Source organism: Bacteroides sp. 14(A) (assembly GCF_000526555.1).
Classification (GTDB): domain Bacteria; phylum Bacteroidota; class Bacteroidia; order Bacteroidales; family Bacteroidaceae; genus Bacteroides; species Bacteroides cellulosilyticus.
Genome location: NZ_JAGH01000002.1, coordinates 302,075 through 326,335 on the forward strand (window position 1 = coordinate 302,075; position 24,261 = coordinate 326,335).

Sequence of the window (24,261 nt, forward strand, 5' to 3'; positions counted from 1 at the left end):
TTTTTGTTCAGAAACAAATAAAAGAATGATTGTACGGAAATTACAGGATGATACCTCCTCCCAGCAACAGACCTGCCTCATCGTAAAATGCCGCAGCCTGTCCGGAAGCAATGGATTCCAGTGGTTCGCGCAATAGCACATGCAAGAGATTCTCATCCGTTATACTGACAGTGCAGTGATTAGCTTGCTTCCGATAGCGAATCCTGACAATGACATCCTCGGAATTCAGTAAACGGGAAGTATCCACAATATTCCAGTCTTTCAACAGCATTTCCTCTTTGTAAAGAGAAGCCAGAGGCGCAAGTATCACTTCGTTCCTCTCTTTATGTATCTCTTTTACGAAAACAGGACGGTTCAGATGAATACCCAATCCTCTGCGCTGACCAATCGTATAGAAAGGATATCCTTCGTGCCAACCTAAAAAACTGCCGCTTTCATCGAGAAATTGTCCTTTTCCCGGCAAAGCGTTCTGCGGAACTTCACGCTGCAAGAAAGAGCGGTAATCCATCGGGCAGAAGCATACACCAAGACTATCCTTTTTGGTTGCTGTCCGTTCAAAGCCCCGCTTAGCAGCATAGGCACGCACTTCATTTTTAGTCCAGTCACCCATTGGAAGGAGCATACGTTCTAAAATGTTCTGTTGCAGTCCCCAGAGGAAGAAAGTCTGATCCTTATCACGGTCGGCAGCCGGGGCTATAAAGTAATAGCCATCCCGGAAAACTTTACGTACGTAGTGTCCGGTAGAAATCCAATAAATGCCCATTTCATCGGCAATCTTTGCCAGCAACGGCCATTTCAGTTCATTGTTACAGAGAGTACAGGGAACAGGGGTATGGGCGGAAAGATATTCATCTACAAAATAGCGGATAATTCGTTCACGGAATAATTCGCGGGCATCATAGATGATGTGCGGGATATTCAGACGGGAAGCGAGATTACGGGCATCATCCAAAGATTCTTCAAAGCCTTCCGAATCATAGAAACGAAACGTCACACCGGTTACTTCATAACCGGCCTCTTGCAACAGCATGGCGGCAACAGAACTATCCGTACCTCCACTCATACCTAATAATACACGCTTAGCAGACTTCATGAGTACAAAAATAAGAATTATTTCTCTGGCAAAGAATAAACATATATATGAATCTGTGGTGAACTTACACCCATCAGTAATATGAAATAAAATCAGCCGCTGTCGCACTTATTATACAATAAAGAAGCGGGAGAATGTTCTTTCCAGTCTTTCAACCTTCCAGTACATCTCCCGCTTATGATGAAGAGAATCTCTATCTTATTCTTCTTTTTCCAGTTTTCCGGCTTTCACTTCTTCAAAAGTAGGATTGAAAGCATTGCCAATTACTTCCCACGCTTCAGCATCGTTCAGGCCCGCAATAACTTTTGCCAATCCCTTATAAGAAATCAGTCCCATCTGTTTTTCAATATACACCGACTCGGCAGATTCCAGGTTTTCAAAGCAATCCAGATTGGTAATCACTGTATTAGGATTGCTTCCGGTAGCACCACCTATTGTTAGTTTCAGAGTACCCACACGCTTCAAAGCAGGCAGATTAATACTTTCCAGCATAGCAGGAACTCCATTTGTAAAACAAGTACCGATGCTGCACACGCCTGTTACTTCCTGCAAAACAGGCAAACTCAGAGTTTTAAGTACTCCCCCATAAGTAAAGCTACCTACTTTGGCCAGCTTCGGAAACTGAACAGGTTGCACTACATTGTTCACATAAGAACCTTCCTGAAGACTCATAGCCCCCGTTACCTCTTCCAGATCTTCAAAACTGATTATGGCAAGGTTGGCATTATAACCTTGAGTAACCGTCAGTTTTTTAGCCTTCTTCAGACCTGGGAAGGTAAAGTTCGCCTCCTCTTTCACAATTGCAAATTCCAATGAGATCTCTGCATTCTCAAGTCCTTCGAAACGCATTCCTTTACTACCTGACACTGACACTTTTCCCGTGAAAGTGTCATCACCTTTCAATAGCAGACCTTCAGGAACAGAACTCAGTTTCAATTCGTCAATGGTCAAGCCTGTAACATCCATTTCTTTCAGAGCAGTCACATTTCCCAAAGATAAATAAGAGAAATGCGCTCCTTTCAGATTCTTCAGGAAAGATATTTTCTCCAGCTTAGGCAACTGTTCCATTGAAACCCGACTGACAGAAGTCAATGAGCCCAAACCTGTTATATCAGTAACCCCTGGCATGGATGACAAAGAGAATGTCCCTCCGATAGTCTTCAATGCATTGAATCCAGATAAAACAGTAGCCTCTTCACTATAGCCCCCCAAAGAGAATCCGCCACCTACGGTCTCCAATTCGGGACAGGCATTGTCCAGTTGTTTCACATTCGATAATGTGGTCAATTTCAGATCTCCTCCTACACTCTTCAACTTTTTCAACGGCTCCATATCAGGAATGGCAAGATAAGATATAGTAGCGGCACCGTCTACAGTAGTCAATGAAGAAAGATTAAGTTCTCCAAGGCTTTGACAGTGTTCTATGGTCAGTCCGTTTTTACCTACATAAGCAAGCGAGCCTAAATCCAGTTTTTTGACACCATTATTATAAATGCGCATACTGTTGGCTTTCGTCAGTTTAGGGAGACTCACTTCATTCAGATTGTTCATTGGATATTGCAATGAGAAGCTGTATGATATTTCTTCCAACGAACTAAAGAACACGTCCTCCAAATCCGAAAGCGATTCAAGCGAGATAGTAGCCGCGGAAACCAAGGCAGGGAAGTTTATTTTCTTCACCTTCTTGTAGCTTTTCAGAGTCAGCTGATTACCCAGCGTTTTCAGAGCCGGGAAGCTAACTTCTTCCGTCAGTTCAAGCGTTCCGTTCTGTCGTCCGGTAAAGGTGATATCCTTTCCTATAATCTCCAAAGCCGGGAATTCCAACTGTTTGAAGTGGATTGCCTGTAAGGTCAACGTACCGCCCACACTTTCCAGTTTTGGCAGATTCAGTGTGCGAAGCGTATCAGCCGAAAGATACAGATCGCCACCTACCATCTTCAGTTGAGACAGTTCGATGTGTTCCAGTTCCTTATTACCAAACGCTCCGTTCGTACCGATACGGCCTGCAATCTTCAGTGCTCCTGCCCTTTCCAGATTCTCCAGTCCTGCAACTGAAGTACCTTTGTAAGTAGGATTGATAAGCACCGTTCCGGATACTTCTTTCACACCACTCAGCGCAGCGAAAGAAAGTAACGAATCTTCCTTTACGCTTCCCGTTTCCTTACCGATAATCAGATTTCCTTCTATGCGGCTGATACCACGTGCTGCAAAAGCTTCTACGTCTTCAGCCGTTTCCAGCAGCACATCCCCCTCACCGACAATCAATGTGCGGCTCAAAGAGTAATGATATGTACGTTCCTTACCATTATAAGAGGTTACAGTCAACGTCTGATTTCCTTCCCAATCTGTTATATTCGACGGATCCGGGGTAATCGTGGCAAGCTCACTACACAAAACCTCAGCTTTGGCTCCCTGCACCGAAACACCTTCGGGCACAGACAGAGTCAGTTCATCTTCAGTAATAGTGGCCGCATAGGTCTTTCCATCCTGTAATTTCAGGCTGAATGAAGTGATATAGTTTTCGCTTCCGGAGAAAGCAGAGTCTTCGTCATCGCAACCGGCCAGCAGCGAAATGAAGCCTATCATCAATATGTATGCTAAACTTTTTAGTTTCATATTTTCTTTATTTTATACTTGATTATTCTTCTTCGGCAGGCAGGGTCCATAGTCCATCCTCTGCCAGCTGCTTGTACGTCGGATTATACAGGTTATCCTCAACAATCCAGTTCGTTTCAGGACAACTCTTGATGGCTTTCTTCAATCCCTCATAAGAGGCCAGAGCCTTGTGGTTCACTATTTTGAAGCCACCAATACTCTCCAGAGATACAAGGAAGTTCAAGTCCGTCAGTTTAGTGTTCTGCATATTCTGGGTTTCATTATAACCATAAGGGCGAAGATACAACGTCCCGCCCACCGTTTTCAGTAGCGGATAGTAAAGAACCGGTTCATAAACATTGCCATATTGCTCATAACCTGTCTGAATAAGCAGATTTCCACCTACCTTTTCCAGCTTGGGGAACGAACGTTCATCAGTGGTATTGACACATATCCGAGTATCTCCACCAATTGTTTTCAGTTCGGGGAAATGGAACTCTTTGATATTAGAGTAAAGGTCGAATATGCCACCCACTTCTTGCAAGTCGGGCATAATGATCTCCTGAATATTCGAATTATTCCAATAAGAAAAGTCACCAGTGATTTTGTTGATACCAGCTATATTCGTTGTTCCACCATTATTGATAAGATAGTTGAGCTTTAGAGAACCGATTTCCTTAAAACCCTGGAATTGGGGAGAGAGACCGGACATGACTATGCTTCCGGCAAACACATCATCACCCTTCACGACAGTTGTACTCATGTCCGAACCCTGCAACAGTAATTCTTCCATTTCTACACCGCGTAAATCAATCTCACTCATACCTGAACCTAAAGAGATCTTTCCCACCTTCTTCAATTTAGCCGGCATCTTCACGCTACCGGTAGCTGTCAGACTCAGAGTTCCGCCAATACTTTCCAGCGAAGCCAACTGCTCGGGATTGAATCCGGCAATGGAAATACTGGCATTACCGTCTATCGCCTTCAACAGAGGCATATTCATCTGATTCACTTTCGGGCAACTAAGCGATAATTCACCTAAATGAGTCAGCGCCGGGAAAGAAACTTCATACAGCGGGTTATCTGCAATGCTGAGTTTCCCCGAAATATCCTGTAACTTCGGGCAATAGAGCAACAGAAGAGTTTTTCCGGTCACATTCAAGTCTTTGCAGGACAACAGTTCGCTGAAGTCCAGACGAATGGCTGACATACTCACTTCAATACTTCCTCCTACATGCTTCAAAGACTGGAAAGACATTTTCTCTACCGATGATTTACCTTTCAGCGAAAGGTTACCGCTCACCTGTTGCAATGCGGAAAATTCCGTAGAGACAAAAGGAGCTTCCATCGAGAGGTTACCGCCCACACTCTTCAGTGAAGAACAGGAAATATCACCCACAGCCGCGCTCTTTATGTCTAGATCACCCCCTATACGAGTCAGCTTATTCAAATCCACGGTCCACAAACTGTCAGCCGAAATAATCTGGAAAGAACCACCTATCTCTTCCAGATTCTCCAGCCCGGCAAATTCATGCCCACGGTAACGGGTATTAATGGTGATACTACCGGACACCTGCTTCAAGGTTGACAATGCTGCCAGAGACTTAATGGAATCTGTACCCAACTGCTGTCCGATAATCAAACTACCATCCAGATACGAAATACCTTTTGCACCGAAAGCATCCAATTCTTCCTGCGTATTCAGCAAGATGATACCGGTTTCGGGTACACTGCTTCTGCGAGGCGTATAGAGGTATTTGCGTGACTGGCCTGAAAGGGAAGTCACGGTAAAGAACATTTCCTCCTCCCAGTTATACACTGTAGCGGGGTCTGGCTTGATTGTAGCGTTCTCGCTGCACACCACTTGAGCCTTAACATCACTGAGTATCACTTCTTCCGGAATGTTCATCACAATGGTGTCTCCCCGGAAAGAGGCTACAAGAGATTGGTCTCCCTGTTTCAGGGTAAAGGAAGTGATAAAGTTATCAGTTCCCTCAAAAGGATCATTGCTGTCATCGCAGCCCGTGAGACAGGCCAATACGAACAAAATGCTCCCAAGGATATATTTATTCATGATTCTATTTGTTTTAAATTACTAAATCAAGGTTTCAATCGCAAGTCCATAGCAGCAGAAGATTCGGTAGAAATCTCACCTACAGCTGCTCCTTGTCCCATTTGTGCCGTATGAACTTTCACAAAGTCGATGTATTTCAGATTAGCCGGGCTGCCGTCCTGCTGAATGGCGTTCTCAATACGGAATCCGGTCGGATCATTTATATTGTCCACATATCCCCAGTCAAAGCCCCAATTAGTTTCAATACCTTCCGTTTTAAACTGATCGCCCAAGCAAGTTCCTGTCAGGATATAGTATTCCTCTTTCATGAACCAAGGGAAATAACCGCTATTCGGATGGTAAGCATTTCGTCTCAGGAAAGTCAGGTTACCATCATTGTCAATCGAAAGTACATCCTGCTTATCCTGCGTAGGACGATAATACTTCAGAGCATAACGTTGAGTGATTCCGGGCTTTCCTGTTTCACTGCCTTTAAGTTCATACCAAGTATCATCAGCAATACCGTTTCCGTTTTCATCTTGGCTTACCCATACGACACCACACTCACACCAATATTTACCAAGCGGATTACCAACAATATCAAAGTCTGCTTCACCCTTACCGTCATCCTCTACACTGTGGTCAAAGCCCAAAATAAAATAACCGCCCCATGCGCCAAGAGAAGCGATCCAACCGGTTCCACCACCATTATTCAGTGTATTCTGTATCGTCATTCGTGCATCTTCGGCAGTCTTGTCCTGAGAGAAATTAACGAACTGCCCCGGAGCAGGCGTGAACTCAAAGCAATGATTGGATATCCAATAACTCTTTGCGGTCGGTGCCCTAAAATAGGTACCTTCTTGCGGAGTACATACCACTTTAACGGTAGCCTCGGCTGTTTTACCGCCGTCGATAGCCTTCACTTTTATTTCATAAGTCTGGCCTTCAGCAGAAGGTGTAAATTTGAAATGAATGGAAGTTTCGCTCTGTACACTCCCGTCCACGCTCCATTCGTACACCGCATCATCGCTGATTGAGAATCTTACAGGTGCCAACACAAGGCTTCTGCCAATAGGACAAGTCATAGTTCGCACATCATGTATGGTGGAAGGTTCCACATAGCGGCCGTTGTCAAAGAACAACACCGGCTCTTCTTCCGGTATCACCGAGATATTAATGTTCTTCACATCCACACCATCGGCATTGGTTACTTTCAGAGCAAGCGTATAAACATCTATCTCCTTCTCTTTAAATTGATAGATGGAGTCGTGGCTTACCACACGTCCGCCATAGCTCCACTCAAAAGTGGTACTCTCGTCCGTGTATTTGGTTTCGGCAGCCACCTTCAGAGCTACATCGCAATAGCCCACAGCCGAACTACTCACCGTAATTTCAGGCGGCAGACGGTCTACGACTGTTATTTTGGCTTGCTTTTCCACACTTCCGTTATCAGCATCCAGGCGGAAGTTCACAAAGAATTCTCCTAACTGATCACCTTTAAACTGATAGGTTTCCTGCTCAGACACAATCTTACCTGCACGTTTCCAAGCATACACAGGATTGATGGCATTCTCCGCAGTCACCTGCAATGTCACCTCATGTCCTATCTTTACTTTATACTCTCCGGTATCGGAGTTTAGCGAACACTCGGGAGCTCCAACCAGCCCCGCTTCGTCATCATCATCCGAACAGGCACCCAATGCAAACAGGCACAGTCCGACAAACGATAGTTTTAAATACAGATTTTTAAACATACTATTTATTGATTAGAAAATGTTACTTGCAATCGTTTCGTTGTAAATACAAAGTGCGCAGGGATGTCCCCTGTCGTAACGCTCCACTTCTTTTTTCCCTCGGGCGTGAAGCAATAGAGTGTTCCGGGGGTAACATAATTTTTGGCATCGGTCACGAAGATCTCTTTGGTATCGGGATTCACAGCCAATCCATAAGGTACCTCGATACTCTTTTCCGTACCGTCCGTAATGAAGTTCGTAGTCACTACACGTTTCTTCCGCGTGTCATAAATGCCATAACTAATGGTATTCTGCCCGGTGTACTTACTATACTCCGTACTGTAATAGAAGAGCGAGTCCCCACTCAGACAAAACTCACTGGCCGGAAAGTTCAGCACATCAGTCACCATATCATTATGAGAGTTTATGACATATACCTTGGAGTGTATGTCGTAATAATCACCACGTGATGAAACATAAATATTTCCACGCGCATCAATTGCCATCCGATGAAGGTTGATGCCTACCGTTATTTTTTTGATTTCGGTAAAGGTGTTCAGGTCTATCACAGATACGGTATTATCGTAATTGGGTACACGATAACCTCCGGAATTGGCTACATAGAGTTTATTCCCTACCACTACCATCTCTTCCGGCTGATAGCCGACATCACAAGTGTCCACCACCTGCAAGGAATTCAGATCCACTTTAGCCACATACCCCAGTCTGGCATTGGGATCAATCACCACTTTACCCGCATAAGAACTGACGTAAGCATAGCGACCGTTGAAAACGATATAGCGACAGTTAGGAATAGGGATGGCAGCCAAGTGCCTTGCTGTATTGACATCCATCACCTCCACCAGGTGGGATACATTAATGACAGCAAACAGTTTATCACCATTTATCTGAATATCATTTCCCACATCACCCAGCGCTTTTTGTATGGTAGGATTCAATTCCGGATAAATGTTCTTACAGTAATTACCCGAAGCGTAATCGAAATAGTCCAGAGAAGCCTTGTTACTTCCCATATTCCCCTCATTCAACAGGAAAAATCCCTTGACCGGACCTGTCACCTGTACGCCCGGTGTCACATTCGTCACACTGGAAAGTACCAGTTCTTCGTCGTCGCTACGGCACGAGGATACCAACAGTATCAGCATGCCCGCAAGCCACATCAGTAATAATTTACTTCTTTTCATAAGCCGTGTATTTGGTTTTAAAGTTCTACATTTATCACAAAGCGGAAATTTATTCCCGGCATGGGATACCATTGTACCACCTCGTACTGCTGATTGAAGACATTATTGACTTCGGCGGTCAGTTTCCACAACATCTTTTTCCAATGCAAGCGGCGGGAAAGGGAAAGGTCGTTCGTATACCATTCCTTGGCATAATTCTCCGGAATGTTGGCACTCGATTCATAACGCTCGCCGGTATAGATAAAACTGTAATTCATGTCCCAATCCCTATAACTCAAATTAAGGACAGCCGAACCGCTGTGCCAGGGAATATAAGGTATCTGTCCACCGTAATAGTCACTTTTTGCATCGGTGAAATCCTGCGCTTTCTCATACGTATAGTTCACCCGCAGGTTGGCCTTCAGGTCTTTCAATAAATGCCATTCGGTTTGCAGAGCCACATCCACCCCGCGCATCTCCACATAGCCCAGATTTACCATTGTCCAACGGAACTGGTTAGAAGTAGGCATGGCTACAATCTTGTCGGTGACCTCGTTATAGTAAGCATCTGCCTGAAACTCCAGCCGGGCAGGATAACCTCCACGGAATTTGCGGGAATAAGTTACACCTATATCATATTGTGTGGTATATTCCGGATTCAGGTCAATGTTTCCTATGAAGGTATAGTAAAGGTCATTCAGCGTCGGCATGCGGAATATCTTTTTGTAAAAAGCACGCAGATTCAGATCTTCGTTCTTGAAAGGTTGCCAAGATGCCACGACGGTAGGCGTATATTTATGTTTATCACCTGCTGCGGCGTTGGGAACCTTCGTAGTCTCGTGTACAAATGTCCCCAGCAGACTGGCTTGTAGTTTGAATCGTTCAAAATGCAGTGCCGTAGCTGCCGCCACAAGTGCCGTGTAACGGCAGGGATAGACGAAGTTCACCAGGTCGGCATTTAATTTATTCCACTGAAAATCCACCGAAACGTCCGCACTCCAAAAAGGAAGAATATTCAGCATATTCGCTGCCGAAAAATAGAGTTCATGCTGGCGGTAATGATTGTTCACATACATTGTAGTAACATCCAAGCGCGGATCGGACAGATAATGAAGATAATCGTAAGCATACTTACCATTCGTCTGTAAACTGTAGTTTCCCCAATGTTTCCGGAAAGAGCCCTGCAAAAAGAAGTTCGTATCCCATTGACGGTCTTCATGCACAAAGTCACCCGTCTCACGCACAGCGGCACCGGGCAATCCCCGTTCGGAATTATATAAATAAGCTTTGGCTTTCCATTCTCCCCCTTGCATATCTCCGAATAAGCCATACTCTGCACGAATGGCCTCCACATCACCGTTCTTACGGGTTTCTGTTATATCATATCCGTTTTTCTGTCGGTAACGGAACTTATATTTCCCGCTGGTGTACATATACTCAGCACTCAGTGAACCGCTCACCTGCTTGCTCAGCCTATGCTCCAGCAGGACGGAAGGATTGACCAAACCGAAAGAACCGGTTTTGAAAGTTCCTTTCAGGCGATAGTTCTGTCCTTCGCCAAAAGAAGGATGACGAGCTGTCATGTAGATGGAACCGGCTGAAGCAAAATCCTTTGCCGATTGAAAGATAGCGCTCTTCTGGCCATTGTAGAGTGAAACGGCCTCCATGTTATCCAACGAGAAACGTCCCAGATCGATTTGTCCGTTCTGAGCATTTCCCAACTGAACGCCGTCATAGAATACGCCCACATGCTGAGTGCCAAGTCCACGTATGTTGACGGTTTTCAAACCACCGATTCCTCCATAATCCTTTATCTGGATTCCGGAAAAATAGCGGATTGCATCAGCCACAGAATGGACACTCAATTTCTGAAGTTCTTCTCCGGCAAGCATTTGTACCGGAATCACTTCTTTACGGATGCGTTGCGCTGATACAGAGACTTCTTCTATATGATAAGTCTTTGTAGAGTCTACCGTTTGAGCATACAAATCCACGCAACAGCATACTAATGGCATTACCACTGCCAATAAAATGCGATGATACATTCGATTTCATGTATTAAAGAGAGTATCAAACCTCTGCCAAGAGTAATTAATGATAACCCTATAAAAAATAAGTACGACCGGATTTCTAATCCCAGAGAACTCCTGATTCCAGATCATGGCAGGTCTTCTGACTTGCTTCATCTGATGACTCCCTTCCCGTTCATGCAGAAAACAGTGGCGTGAGTATCGTCTTCAGACTTTGTTTGAAGCTTACAGCAGCGGGTCTGTTCAGGATTTACACCTGATTCCCTTTTCACCACCCGCCACGAAAGCGACGGGTGACACCATAATCAATGGCAAAGATACATATTATTATTAAAGTTAACCTTTTTACAGATACTTTTTTATCCGATCCATATCCGAGACGTATCTGGGCCGTACTTGCTCCGTACGTTCTCCATGCAGAGGTACCTCTGACCGAAGAAAGTACGGCTTTGATACGGAGCAAGTCATATATCCACGCACGTTCACAGGCCACTATCAGCGAAACAATATATATACCCAAGAAATCATAAAGCAATATGAAGTAAAAGAGAGACCGGGAAACTATCTGAACCTGAAGTTCGGACTCAGTATCCGGCTTGGAAAGAAATAAGAAAAGAACCTCTTCATTACTGTACTAAAAGCCATTAAATCCGACAACAGAACCGTTTAATAAATTATTTGTTGTAACTTTGTGCTCTTTAAAGAACTAAAATTCAAACGTTATGGAACATCAACTGACAATTTACAACACCTTAGATAGGAAAAAGGAGCTATTCGTGCCACTGCACGCTCCACATGTAGGTATGTATGTCTGCGGTCCTACCGTTTACGGTGACGCGCACTTGGGACATGCACGTCCTGCCATTACTTTCGACTTGCTTTTCCGCTACCTTACCCACTTGGGATATAAGGTACGTTATGTCCGCAACATCACCGATGTAGGCCATCTGGAACATGACGCTGACGACGGAGAAGACAAAATAGCCAAGAAAGCACGACTGGAACAATTGGAGCCGATGGAAGTAGCGCAATACTACATCAACCGTTACCACAAGGCAATGGAAGCGCTGAACGTACTTTCACCCAGTATCGAACCGCACGCTTCGGGACACATCATCGAGCAGATAGAGCTGGTGAAAGAGATCCTGAAGAATGGCTATGCTTATGTCAGTGAAGGCTCTGTCTACTTTGACGTAGAGAAATACAATAAGGATTACCATTACGGAAAACTATCCGGCCACAATCTGGATGACGTGCTGAACACCACCCGCGAACTGGACGGACAAGCTGAAAAGCATAACCCCGCCGATTTCGCCTTATGGAAATGTGCCCAACCGGAGCATATCATGCGCTGGCCCTCTCCATGGAGCGACGGTTTCCCGGGATGGCATGCCGAATGTACGGCCATGGGTAAGAAATACCTCGGCGAACATTTCGATATTCACGGTGGTGGTATGGACCTTATCTTCCCTCACCACGAATGTGAGATTGCTCAATCGGTTGCATCACAGGGCAATGACATGGTACATTACTGGATGCACAACAATATGATTACCATCAACGGACAGAAGATGGGTAAGTCTTACGGTAACTTCATCAATCTGGACGAGTTCTTCAACGGCACACATAAGTTGCTGACACAAGCATACAGTCCGATGACCATCCGCTTCTTCATCCTGCAAGCTCACTATCGCAGCACGGTAGACTTCAGCAACGAAGCCTTGCAAGCAGCGGAAAAGGGATTAACCCGAATGATGGATGCCGTGAACGGACTGGAAAAGATCACTCCGTCCGCCACTTCCAGCGTAGATGTGAAAGCAGTGCGTGAAAAGTGCTATGAAGCCATGAATGATGACTTGAATACCCCGATAGTCATTGCTCATCTTTTCGACGGAGCCAGAATGATTAACAACATCATTGCAGGCAACGACACCATCACTGCCGATGATCTGAAAGAGCTGAAAGAAACTTTCCATCTTTTCTGCTTCGACATTCTGGGACTGAAAGAAGAAAACAATTCCAATGAAGAGCGTGAAGTTGCTTTCGGTAAAGTAGTAGATATGTTACTGGAAGAACGCATGAAGGCCAAAGCCAATAAAGACTGGGCTACCAGTGATAAGATTCGCAATGAACTTACAGCACTCGGTTTTGAGATAAAAGACGGTAAAGACGGTTGCGAGTGGAAGCTGAATAAATAAGCTCCACTACCCTATAAAAAAGCTGCCTCCCTCTGATCCAAGCGAATCGGGGGAGGCAGTTTCATTTAGAAAAGAGAGTTTTAGTAAGGTATCATGTCGGAAAGAATACGTTCCTTATACCAGGGATCATCTATCGCCTTCAACTCCTTGCCCATCTCACGGCAAAGTTCTGCAACGATTTCTTTATTTTCTTCCAACGGAAGATTATTCATCTGATAAGGGTCCTTTTCATCATCAAACAACAAGCTTTTCTTCAGCTTATGGTCTTTCTTATCAATATAGAAAGCCAAAGTATAGCGTGCCGTCTTATATCCTCTTGAAGAAGGGAAATAAGTCTGCACTTTACCATCCGCATCCTTTTCTCCGTCCAGATTCTGGATATACAAAGCACCACCGGGACGTTCAATTTCCGCCTTTTCATCGAAGAAAAGAGGTGCCCAGTTGCGTCCCTGCACATTAGACGGAATGGAATCGCCCAAACCACACAGCCCCAGGACAGTCGGCATAATATCCGGCGCGGACATCAGAAGATTGTCCACCCGTGGCTGGATATGACCGGGATAACGTACCAGGAACGGTATATTCATAGATTCGGAATAAGGAGAATTCTTCGGATCATCCGTGAACTGGCTACACATTGTTTCACCATGGTCGGAAGCAAAGATCACAATCGTATTCTTATCCAAACCCTGCTCTTTCAGTGTTTCAAGGATCTGTCCGAAAGCACGGTCTACACCGGTAACAGAGGCAAAGTAGTAGCGAACGCTCTCTGCTTTTTCACGCTTCTTATCTGCATTGGGACGGATAAGAAGGCTGTCCAGAGGTTGATCTTTGTACAGATTGAAATCTTCTTCCATACAATCATCCAATGAACGATACGGGCTGTGGGGCGGATTCATACCCACCATTATAAAGAAAGGCTTCTTCGGATCACGTACATTCCCTTCGTTCTTCAGATAGGAAACCACCATCTTGGACTCATGCAACGGTGACCATTCTTTCGGATCGTGACGATTTCCATCCGTATCCCAGTAACGGGGATTCTTATGTTCATCAAAAGTACCGTAGGAGTACCAGTAATTAAAGCCGTGACGGCGTTCTTTCGGCGTATAGGCATCCCAGGCAGGTATTCGATCTTCTACATAGTGACCGGGACGTTGCGGATCGTTCGGTGTAGGGAAGTCAGCGTGTAACTTACCAAAATAAGCGCAGTCATATCCGGATTTATTAAATACATCACCTATGCAATCCACGTCGGCACGCAGGGAACTGATAGGCCGGTTTGAATTACAGTTCAAAGGTATTCCGCTTTTATTGGGATACATCCCCGTCAACAGCATACCCCGATGAGGACTACTCAACGGACAGTTACTTTGGGCAGAACTTAACACCAACGCTTCACGGGCAAAGCTATTCAAGTTAGGAGTATGCACCGGATCATTGCGGAAGTTCACCTTGTCGCGAAACCCATCCTGTCCCCAGAACTCCATAGCCTGATTACGGTACTGGTCGGGGAAGACATAAATTACATTCGGAAGTTGTGCCTGCTCTCCCTGCTGAGTTTTGCAGCCTTGCAGGGCAAACAGGCCCAAGCCTCCCAAAAACAAACTAAACCGATTTATCATTTTATTCTTATTAAATTACGTTGAAATTATAAATGGGAATTTATCGGTGAGATACTGTTGCTATCACACCGAATGGAAACTTTGCCGGGGCGCTACGCCCCTAAATTATCATTTATAGTTTCAGCATGTGAATTAAAACAGCTTCTTGTTTGATTCCAAGTCTCTTTTGCGCATAATTCCTTCCAGGAAGTAATAGTCCGCATAATTCAACGGAACATCAATCTCAGCGCCATGAGGAATACTGCCTACAGAGTGCATCAGAATGAAATTACCGTTTGTGCCCACTTCTGCACGATAAGCCGGAGAACCGAGATTTTCCATAATCTTATCTGCTGTTTCCTTATAGTTTTTGCCGGGAATGTATGTACTCAACTCGTACAAAGCAGATGCCGTACATGCAGCAGCCGAAACGTCACGGGGTTCGTTCGGAATATTGGGAGCATCAAAGTCCCAATACGGTACAAGGTCTTCCGGCAAGTTCGGATTATTGAAGATAAAGTTATAAATCTTTTCAGCCATATCAAGATACTTCTGATCGTGGGTATAACGGTAACACATGGTGTATCCGTAAATAGCCCATGCCTGTCCGCGTGCCCAGGCGGATTCGTCAGCATACCCCTGTGCGGTTTGTTTCTTACGTACCTCACCGGTTACGGGATCATAATCCACTACGTGATAACAGCTGTTATTGGCACGGAAATGGTTCTTCATGGTGGTATCGGCATGCTTCACGGCAACATTATAATAAGTGGAATCGCCTGAAAGCTTGGAAGCTTCGAACAATAGTTCCAGGTTCATCATATTATCTATAATAACCGGGCATTTCCAACCGCGTTCTGCCTGCCAACCTTTATCGGCATCCCAAGACTGAAGTACGCCTGCCGCCGGACGGAAACGGGTAGAAAGAGACTTAGCCGTCTGAATAATCACAGGCTTGTATTCTTCTTTACCGGCAAAACGATATCCGTTCAGATAGCTGCAACCAATCATAAAGCCCACATCATGATGCCAGGTCAGGTATTGCACGGAATCCAGCGCTTCTGTATACTTCTCAGCCAGCGGCAACCATTTCTTATCACCGGTCAACTCATACATATGCCAGATATTACCGGGGAAAAAACCGGAACACCAGTCATCAATGGGTACATAAACAATGCTACCGTCTTTGTTGATAGTTCTTGGATTCAGAATTTTCCCTGACTTTTCGATAATGTCGGTCTGAATGGTCTCCTGCGCCACCGCATTATCAATATTCTCTTGGATAAAGTTGCTCTCGGTCTGCTTCTGACTTGTGCAACCCGCCAAAACTAGGAGGGATATTCCCAATGTCGTGAGGATTGTTTTCATAATAATGATTTGTTTATTAAAGTTTCGTATTCTTTCGTCAGCAAAAGTAGCGCAGGTTTACAGAAAAGACCCTCCTAAATTATACAGGAAAAGAGCAAAATTGTTACATTTGCACATAAATCATACAGATTGAACTTTTTAATCATATTGAAAACATGACTCCACAAGAATTTTTCAAGAAAGATCTCTTTGCAGAACAAACCGGCGTAGAACTACTGGAAGTACGCGAAGGATATAGTAAAGCACGCCTCGTTATCACGGAGAATCACCTTAACGCAGGACATCGCACCCAAGGCGGAGCCATCTTCACTCTTGCAGACCTGGCACTGGCCGCCGCTGCTAATTCACATGGAACATTGGCTTTCTCCCTGTCTTCCAATATCACCTTTTTGCGCGCCAGCGGACCGGGCGACACGCTGTATGCCGAAGCACGCGAACGGTACATAGGACGTACTACCGGATATTACCAGATAGATATCACGAATCAGGACGGAAAATTGATTGCTACATTCGAGTCCAGCGTATTCAGAAAAGGGGATCCGCTGCCGTTCAGCTTATAACTATCTCATTTCTTCTTTACTACCGACGTCATCGGATAACGATTTCCTTGTACGCTCTTCAGGAAAGCCTTTGCCGACCCGAAGTTAAGATACATATCCAGACGAATCGGGAGATGATTCTTATCATCTGAGATAAAGAAAGTAATCACTTCTTTTTCCTTTCCTTTCTTATATTCTACAAAAGAGAATACGAGGCAACGATAAATCGTATCATTATTGGCTTTTACATCTTCTTTGCCCCGGTAAATCAGCGTCTGTTCTTCTACCTTACGTCCGGTGGCCATAGGGAAAAGAATCCGGTCGCCTATTTTATAATCTGCCGGATCGTAAGAACGCGCCTGCGCCAGGATACTCAACATATCGAAGATGCAACGGCTGTCACTGTATTCCATCTCTTGCGGATCGCGAACCGGATTGTGCCAGATACGCCTCTGTTTCACGTTGGATACGCCATCCTTATATGAAAACCAAGCTTCATCCACCGTATAGCGGTCACCCTCTTCGGCCGCTTTACGGAAGTAGAGCGGCTCCAACTTTTCACTGACGTAGCAAGTCAGCGTATCACGCATCTTAAAGAAGAAATCGGTCTTTTTACTTCCTACTGAAAGCAGGTTGAAGCGGTAGGCAGGTTGTGACTGATAAGTAGTGGAGAAGGTGGTCAGACTTGCCAGCCCCACCTTCTTCCAGATAAACTTCCAGTTAAAATATAAATCGTACATCACGTGCTCGCCGGACTGAAATGCGGTGTTTTGAGCCGTACATTGTGCCTTGGCAGGCGTGGACATCATTGTAAGTAATAGTGCTCCCAACAGGCAGAACACCCATCCGCGCTTACCGGTTATTGCCGGAACTACGGTTATTCTGGTTTCTCTTTTTCTTGTCTTCATCTGGTTTTTGTTTTTTAAGTTCATCCGGTTTCTGTTTATCCAGCGGCTTTTCATGTATGTTCCAATCCTGGGTCAAGTCGAAATTAGCTTTCAGTTCTATCACCTGAGGATAGTAATACACTTTCTCCGGTTGCCGTTTGTCTTCGTATTTTCCGGTGTCCCACACACCGTTTCCATTCGTATCATTTATAAGGCGCGCACTATATTTGCCGGGATTCAGGAAGTAGAAATCTGCCTTACCATCGACAACCGGCACTGTACGTACCACTTTATCCTGTGCGTCCAGCAATTCTACAAAAGCAATCGAATCCGCTCCCGTCACATTATAGAATATTTGCCCATACTCTTCAGGTTTCTTCACCTTAAATTCTTTCTTTATCTTATCGGTGAAAAGGCCATATATTCCATGGAAAGCCGTCGAGTCGACTTCAAAAGCATAGCTTTCACCGGGCACCCAATCTGCATAAACATTATAGCGCATCAGGTTCAGAGAGTCCGGAACAAAATCGTAAGGGACATCATTCCACAAGCTGTCTACTTTCTGTTTCAGATGAATAGCACCATCAGCAGCAGTTGCCAACGGTTCAGTAAACGTAAGAGAGATGTAGTCGTAGATATCCATCGTACCCGGTGCATATACATCTACAGGTAAGAATACCGTCGGTTCTACATACTCCTTCCCCTCTTTCTCCGCTTTCTTTTTGGCTTTTTCCAGTTCCTTTTCTTTCTTCTCACGTTCCTTTTCAAGTTCTTTCTCGGACTTAGGCCGAATTTTCGATACAAGTCTCAGAGTATCCGTACGCGGTACCAACTGGTTGAGCGTATCCGTATAGAGGTAAGTGAGACTCATCTTCAAAGTATCCATCTTATAGATCAAAGAGTCTCTTATCCAATAATGAAGCGTATCAATGCGTCCGGTAGGCTTCTCCACGATGAAAGCGTTGGTTTCATCGAAATTCAGTCCCTTCAACAACGGCAGGCTGTCAGCCTGGGTAGAGAAATAGAAAGAGAATTTCCGGGATTCGGGACGTTCGCTCCTGATGAGACGTTGCGACAAAACCCGTTCTTTGAAACAGCGCAATATAACGTCATCCGGAGAAAAATGAGTATAAGCTCTCTCCATGATCGTATCTATCGTCAGAGAATCTTTCCAGAGTGTATCAAGACGTGTCCGTTCATCCATGGCAGGAATAATCAGGGAGTCTTCGAAAGCAATCATTTCAGTGGGCTGACTATAATAGAAGTTTTGGTCAGCATCTTGCAATCCGTAGATGCGGTATTCGCCCGGAGCAACACCCCGAATTGTGAAACGTCCGCGACTGTCGGTACGACCTACACGTTCAAAAGGTATCGTAGTAAAGGCCGAGTCAGCTAAATTGGAATGCATACCTACCAGCATACCTTTCACCGGTTCCAGATTGGCTGCATTCAGCACGGTACCAGAAACCACCATCGAGTCGATAACGGAACCCGTGGAGAAAGTAAACCCGAAATCGGGCAACGGATTACCTTCATTATTGTCCTGAATAGCATCAGAGAAGTCTATCGAATAAGTAGTATTCGGTTTGAGAGTATCCTTTAAGGTGATTACCACCTTCTTCCCATTCGCCTTTATCTCCGGTTGTTGCACCTGAGGTGGAGAAATCACGATCTTCTCCCCGGGTTTCTCAAGCTTGATGAATTCATCGAATTCAATCGTAACTTTCTTCCGGTTATTATTGAGGGCGCCCGGCGCAGGCGTACTACCTACGAAGCGTGGAGGGGTTTCATCAATAGCACCACCTTCCGGACGACCGATGCTGGCGCAAGAATAAAGCACGACACCAACAACGGCAACACCTGCCAGACGATTGAAAAGAGACTTCATATCTAAATATTTATTACGTAATATGCTGCAAAAATAAAGGTTATCCCTTAATAAACAGAATGCTTTACAGTATTTTAATCAAAAAAGAGCAAGAAGACAGTAAAAACAGATAAAACAAAGGAAAGGTTCAATCGGGAGGATGAAAGAGAAGATACTTCAGCAAGACCCTGAGAAAGCGGGCAACTATCTGTGTGACAACCCACTGGGTGTTCCACAACAATCAGTCGCAATGAAACACGAGTTCAGTCGTAGTGGGAAGTACCTTCAGTCGTAGTGGGAGCTAGCTTCAGTCGTAATGGGAAATAGCTTCACTCGTAATGAGAATATTATTCCTTTCTGTAATATAGAAACCGGAAAGGTAAAAGCTGATTAGAATGGCATATTGGAGACTTATATATAAGATATGTATGAAACATAGTTAAAAATAGACGCAAATAGAACTAATCTGTTCAAAAATAGATAATTTTGCAGCCGGAAAACCCGAAGAGTGCTTTTAGTTTTCCCCTTTGTCCTCCGTATTATCCAACTATGACAAAACATAAAAAGCCTTTTTTACCAAGATGAAAAAATAAACCAAAAGACAGAGAATAATTACAAGTATGAAGAGTAGATTGATTTTATTGGCATGTTGCCTGTCACTGTTCAGTTGCGGACAAAGTGACAAAACTACGGGTAAAGCACCCGAATTTGCAGTGATTACAGTGGAAACAACCACTGCCAACTTAACGAACAGCTATCCGGCTACGATCAGAGGTAAACAAGATGTAGAAATCCGCCCCATGGTAAGCGGTTTCATCACCAAACTGCATGTAGACGAAGGTTCAGTAGTACGCAAGGGACAAGTGTTGTTCAGCATTGACCCCGTACAGTATCAAGCTGCTGTGAACTCAGCCAAAGCTGCTGTTGAAACAGCCAAAGCTGCCGTAAACACGCAGGAACTTACCGTAAACAACAAGCGTGAGTTGAACAAAAAGAATATCATCAGCAACTATGATTTGCAGATGGCAGAGAATCAACTGGCACAAACAAAAGCACAATTAGCACAAGCTGAAGCACAATTAGTAAACGCCAAGAACAATCTGTCGTACACCAGTGTAACCAGCCCCAGCGATGGTGTAGTAGGTAACATCCCCTACCGTGTAGGTAGTTTGGTTAGCCCTTCCGTTGCCAACCCGCTGACTACTGTAGCCGATATTTCTGAAATGTATGCTTACTTCTCCATGACCGAAAGACAACTGCTGTCTCAGATTCGCGAGGGTGGTAGCATCAAGGAAATTCTGGAAAGAATGCCCGATGTACAATTACAACTCATCGACGGAACCATGTATGCCGACAGTGGCCGCGTAGAAACCATCAGCGGTGTTATCGATCAGGCTACCGGTTCGGTAACTATGCGTGCCCTCTTCCCCAACAAGCACAATGTGCTGCGTAGCGGAAGTACCGGTAATGTAGTATTCCCCAATCCTTTGCATAATATAATCATGATTCCTCAATCGGCCACAACGGAAATTCAGGACAAGAAATTCGTATTTGTGCTGCAACCAGACAACACTCTGAAAAATATTGAAATCAAAGTATTCAACTTGAACGATGGTAAATATTATTATGTAACAGATGGTCTGAAGGCAGGTGACAAAATCGTTACCGAAGGTGTACAAAATCTAAGAGATGGACAAAGCATCACCCCCATCACTCCTGCCGAAAAAGAAGCAGAATATCAGAAGGCTCTAAAAGACCAGAGAGAAGGTAATATCCAAACGGCATTTAATTAACGTTTAACGGTTAGCGATAAGCATCTGCGGTATAACATAGCGTAGCCGCTAATCACTAATTCCCTAATCACTAAATAATTAACATGAAATTAGATAGATTTATTAACCGTCCGGTACTATCAACGGTAATCTCCATCCTGATAGTTATCCTGGGACTTATTGGTTTGGCTACACTGCCTATCACCCAATATCCGGACATTGCGCCTCCTACCGTTTCGGTGCGCGCCACTTATCAAGGTGCCAATGCCCAAACGGTATTGAATTCCGTCATCGCACCTCTGGAAGACCAGATCAATGGTGTGGAAAATATGATGTACATGACTTCTAATGCCTCCAACAGTGGCTCTGCTGATATCTCCATTTACTTCAAGCAGGGCACTGACCCGGATATGGCAGCCGTCAACGTACAAAACCGCGTATCTATGGCACAAGGTCTGCTGCCTGCTGAAGTTACCAAAGTGGGTGTAACCACCCAGAAGCGTCAGACTTCCATGTTGATGGTATTCTCTATCTACGACGAAACTGACCAATATAATATTGAGTTCCTTGAAAACTATGCCAACATCAACCTCATTCCTGAGGTGAAGCGTGTAAGCGGTGTAGGTGACGCTAACGTGTTGGGCCAGGACTACTCCATGCGTATCTGGCTGAAACCTGACATCATGGCGCAATACAAATTAGTACCCAACGACGTAGCCGGTGTCTTGGCTGAGCAGAACATAGAAGCAGCTCCCGGTCAGTTTGGTGAACGTGGTGACCAAAGTTTCCAATACACCATCCGCTACAAAGGACGTTTACAACAGCCCGAAGAGTTCGAGAACATCGTTGTAAAAGCACTTGAAAATGGTGAAGTACTCCGCCTGAAAGACATTGCAGAAATCGAATTGGGACGTCTGTCTTATAACTTCAACAATACTGTAAACGGGCATAAGGCTGTTTCCTGTATCGTCTACCAGATGGCAGGTACCAATGCGACACAGACCATCAGCGATCTGGAAGAAGTGCTTAACAAAGCATCTGAGACATTACCTTCCGGCTTGAAGATTAATATTGCACAGAGTGCCAATGATTTCTTGTTTGCCTCTATTCATGAAGTTGTCAAGACATTGATTGAGGCATTTATCCTTGTGTTCATTGTGGTGTATATTTTCTTGCAGGATATGCGTTCTACCTTGATTCCTGCTATCGCCATTCCGGTAGCATTGATTGCTACTTTCTTCGTACTGAAACTGATTGGCTTTAGTATCAACTTGCTAACTCTCTCCGCAATGGTGCTTGCCATTGCAATTGTGGTGGATGATGCCATTGTCGTTGTTGAGGGTGTCCATGCCAAGCTTGACCAGGGATATAAATCCGCACGGTCAGCTTCCATCGACGCCATGCACGAACTCGGCGGTGCCATTGTGTCCATCACACTGGTTATGATGTCTGTATTTATCCCGGTTAGCTTTATGGGCGGTACTGCTGGTACATTCTACCGGCAATTCGGTCTGACTATGGCCATTGCCATCGGCTTCTCTGCATTGAACGCCTTAACACTGAGCCCGGCATTGTGCGCTATCTTCCTAAAACCGCACGAAGAACATGGCGAGAAGAAATCGACATTTGTCAACCGCTTCCACACGGCTTTCAATACGCACTACGACAACATTGTAAAGAAATACAAAAAGCATGTACTTTTCTTCATCCAGAAGAAGTGGTTGTCTGCTGGTATCGTAACAGCCTCTGTCGTTCTACTTATAGTCTTCATGAATATCACACCTACCGGTATGGTACCCAACGAAGATACTGGTACTATTATGGGAGTAGTAACACTACCTCCAGGCACTTCACAAGAACGCGCTATGGAAGTACTGAATCGTGTGGATAGTCTTGTAGCAGCTGATCCGGCAGTAGAATCACGCACAGTAATCTCAGGTTTCAGTTTCATCGGTGGTCAGGGTCCTTCTTACGGTTCACTCATCATCAAACTAAAGAACTGGGAGGAACGATCCACTATGCAGAATTCGACAATTGTCTATGCTACGCTTTTCATGCGTGCACAGAAAATCATCAAGGAAGCTCAGGTATTATTCTTTGCTCCACCTATGATTCCAGGCTATTCAGCATCCAGTGATATCGAATTGAATATGCAGGATAAAACAGGTGGTGACTTGAACCATTTCTTCGAGGTGGTAAATAACTATACCGCTGCTTTGGAAGCACGTCCAGAAATCAACTCTGCAAAAACTAGCTTCAACCCGAACTTCCCACAGTATATGTTGGATATTGATGCTGCTGCTTGTAAGAAGGCAGGTATCAGCCCGAGCGATATCCTCAGTACCATGCAGGGATACTTCGGCGGTCTGTATGCCTCCAACTTCAATAGCTTCGGTAAAATGTACCGCGTAATGATTCAGGCAGAACCAGACGCGACCAAGAACCTTGAGTCCCTGGCAAGCATCAAGGTGCGCAATGGCAATGAAATGGCCCCTATTACTCAGTTTGTATCTATCAAGAAAATATATGGACCAGACATCATCAGCCGTTTCAACCTTTATACTTCCATGAAAGTAATGGTAGCCCCTGCCACAGGCTACACTTCCGGTCAGGCACTAGCCGCGATCTCTGAAGTAGCTAAAGAAAACCTGCCGACAGGTTTCTCTTATGAATTGGGCGGTATGGCACGTGAAGAGGCCGAAACCAGTGGTAGCACCACAGGGTTGATCTTTGTGCTCTGTTTCGTATTTGTTTATTTGCTGTTGAGTGCACAGTACGAAAGCTACATTTTGCCGCTTGCCGTATTGTTGTCTATTCCGTTCGGTCTGTTAGGCAGCTTCTTGTTTGTCAATGGTATGAGCGCTATCGGTAATATCCCTATGCTAAAGATGATAATGGGGTCCATGTCCAACGACATTTATATGCAGATCGCATTAATCATGTTGATGGGTCTGTTGGCGAAGAATGCCATCTTGATTATTGAGTTTGCCCTCGACCGTCGTAAGATGGGTATGAGTATAACGTGGGCAGCCGTACTGGGTGCCGCAGCCCGTCTGCGTCCTATCTTGATGACATCACTAGCCATGATTGTCGGTTTGATTCCGTTAATGCTGGCATCCGGTGCAGGTGCTAATGGTAACCGTACGCTGGGTACTTCTGCCATCGGTGGTATGTTAATCGGTATGATTCTTCAGATCTTTATTGTACCGGCTCTGTTCGTTGCATTCCAATATCTGCAAGAGAAGATTAAACCGATGGAATGGGCCGATGTGGATAATTCTGATGCAGAACCTGAAATTGAGCAATACACTAAATAAGTATTAGGTATAAATACTTTT

At 44.8% G+C, this 24,261-nt stretch carries 15 protein-coding genes and 1 riboswitch; of the genes, 5 read left to right on the forward strand and 10 right to left on the reverse strand.

What is annotated here, in order from left to right:
• Positions 1 to 40 precede the first annotated feature (40 nt).
• The 6 genes from mnmA to K429_RS0109005 form a co-directional block, all read right to left on the reverse strand.
• Positions 41 to 1,093: a tRNA 2-thiouridine(34) synthase MnmA gene (gene mnmA / locus K429_RS0108980; RefSeq protein WP_026366675.1), complete on the reverse strand. Its 1,053-nt coding sequence runs from the start codon at positions 1,091 to 1,093 to the stop codon at positions 41 to 43.
• A 198-nt stretch (positions 1,094 to 1,291) separates the two neighbouring features.
• Entirely contained in the window at positions 1,292 to 3,709 is a 2,418-nt protein-coding gene (locus tag K429_RS0108985; RefSeq protein WP_155923391.1) for a hypothetical protein, read from the reverse strand.
• Between the two features lie 22 nt (positions 3,710 to 3,731).
• Complete coding sequence (locus K429_RS0108990) at positions 3,732 to 5,762, reverse strand: hypothetical protein (protein ID WP_026366677.1); 2,031 nt, start codon at positions 5,760 to 5,762, stop codon at positions 3,732 to 3,734.
• A gap of 26 nt (positions 5,763 to 5,788) precedes the next feature.
• Complete coding sequence (locus tag K429_RS0108995; protein WP_026366678.1) at positions 5,789 to 7,495, reverse strand: PKD-like domain-containing protein; 1,707 nt, start codon at positions 7,493 to 7,495, stop codon at positions 5,789 to 5,791.
• Positions 7,496 to 7,500: 5 nt separating this feature from the next.
• On the reverse strand, positions 7,501 to 8,679 hold the full coding sequence (locus tag K429_RS0109000) for a YncE family protein (RefSeq protein ID WP_026366679.1): 1,179 nt from the start codon (positions 8,677 to 8,679) through the stop codon (positions 7,501 to 7,503).
• A gap of 17 nt (positions 8,680 to 8,696) precedes the next feature.
• Positions 8,697 to 10,673 carry a TonB-dependent receptor gene (locus tag K429_RS0109005; protein ID WP_229093665.1) on the reverse strand — a complete coding sequence of 659 codons (1,977 nt, stop codon included), beginning with the start codon at positions 10,671 to 10,673 and terminating at the stop codon, positions 8,697 to 8,699.
• Between the two features lie 129 nt (positions 10,674 to 10,802).
• Positions 10,803 to 11,007: riboswitch (cobalamin riboswitch) on the reverse strand.
• On the opposite strand from K429_RS0109005, the gene K429_RS30280 reads away from it, so the two are divergent.
• The gene (locus K429_RS30280) at positions 10,997 to 11,218 is read left to right on the forward strand and encodes a hypothetical protein (protein WP_026366681.1); all 222 of its coding nucleotides are present in this window, start codon (positions 10,997 to 10,999) and stop codon (positions 11,216 to 11,218) included. (Overlaps the previous riboswitch by 11 nt.)
• A gap of 192 nt (positions 11,219 to 11,410) precedes the next feature.
• Positions 11,411 to 12,886 (forward strand): cysteine--tRNA ligase, encoded by a 1,476-nt coding sequence (gene cysS, locus K429_RS0109015; RefSeq protein WP_026366682.1) that lies wholly within the window; start codon positions 11,411 to 11,413, stop codon positions 12,884 to 12,886.
• An 80-nt stretch (positions 12,887 to 12,966) separates the two neighbouring features.
• Here the strand turns inward: cysS and K429_RS0109020 are convergent, their stop codons facing one another.
• Together K429_RS0109020 and K429_RS0109025 are read right to left on the reverse strand one after the other, a co-directional pair.
• Positions 12,967 to 14,511, reverse strand: a complete 1,545-nt coding sequence (locus K429_RS0109020; RefSeq protein WP_007210995.1) for a sulfatase — start codon at positions 14,509 to 14,511, stop codon at positions 12,967 to 12,969.
• A 132-nt stretch (positions 14,512 to 14,643) separates the two neighbouring features.
• The gene (locus K429_RS0109025) at positions 14,644 to 15,858 is read right to left on the reverse strand and encodes a glycoside hydrolase family 88 protein (protein WP_026366683.1); all 1,215 of its coding nucleotides are present in this window, start codon (positions 15,856 to 15,858) and stop codon (positions 14,644 to 14,646) included.
• 155 nt (positions 15,859 to 16,013) lie between these two features.
• Between K429_RS0109025 and K429_RS0109030 the strand changes: the two genes are divergently transcribed.
• On the forward strand, positions 16,014 to 16,418 hold the full coding sequence (locus K429_RS0109030) for a PaaI family thioesterase (RefSeq protein WP_007210997.1): 405 nt from the start codon (positions 16,014 to 16,016) through the stop codon (positions 16,416 to 16,418).
• Positions 16,419 to 16,423: 5 nt separating this feature from the next.
• Here K429_RS0109030 and K429_RS0109035 read toward each other — a convergent pair whose 3' ends face one another.
• Together K429_RS0109035 and K429_RS0109040 are read right to left on the reverse strand one after the other, a co-directional pair.
• Complete coding sequence (locus tag K429_RS0109035) at positions 16,424 to 17,206, reverse strand: DUF3108 domain-containing protein (protein WP_007210998.1); 783 nt, start codon at positions 17,204 to 17,206, stop codon at positions 16,424 to 16,426.
• A gap of 43 nt (positions 17,207 to 17,249) precedes the next feature.
• Complete coding sequence (locus tag K429_RS0109040) at positions 17,250 to 19,172, reverse strand: Ig-like domain-containing protein (protein WP_026366685.1); 1,923 nt, start codon at positions 19,170 to 19,172, stop codon at positions 17,250 to 17,252.
• A 599-nt stretch (positions 19,173 to 19,771) separates the two neighbouring features.
• Between K429_RS0109040 and K429_RS0109050 the strand changes: the two genes are divergently transcribed.
• Positions 19,772 to 20,944: an efflux RND transporter periplasmic adaptor subunit gene (locus tag K429_RS0109050; protein WP_026366686.1), complete on the forward strand. Its 1,173-nt coding sequence runs from the start codon at positions 19,772 to 19,774 to the stop codon at positions 20,942 to 20,944.
• A gap of 83 nt (positions 20,945 to 21,027) precedes the next feature.
• A complete protein-coding gene (locus tag K429_RS0109055) occupies positions 21,028 to 24,240 on the forward strand; it encodes an efflux RND transporter permease subunit (RefSeq protein WP_022208120.1) in 3,213 nt (1,070 codons plus the stop codon).
• Positions 24,241 to 24,261: the final 21 nt, after the last annotated feature.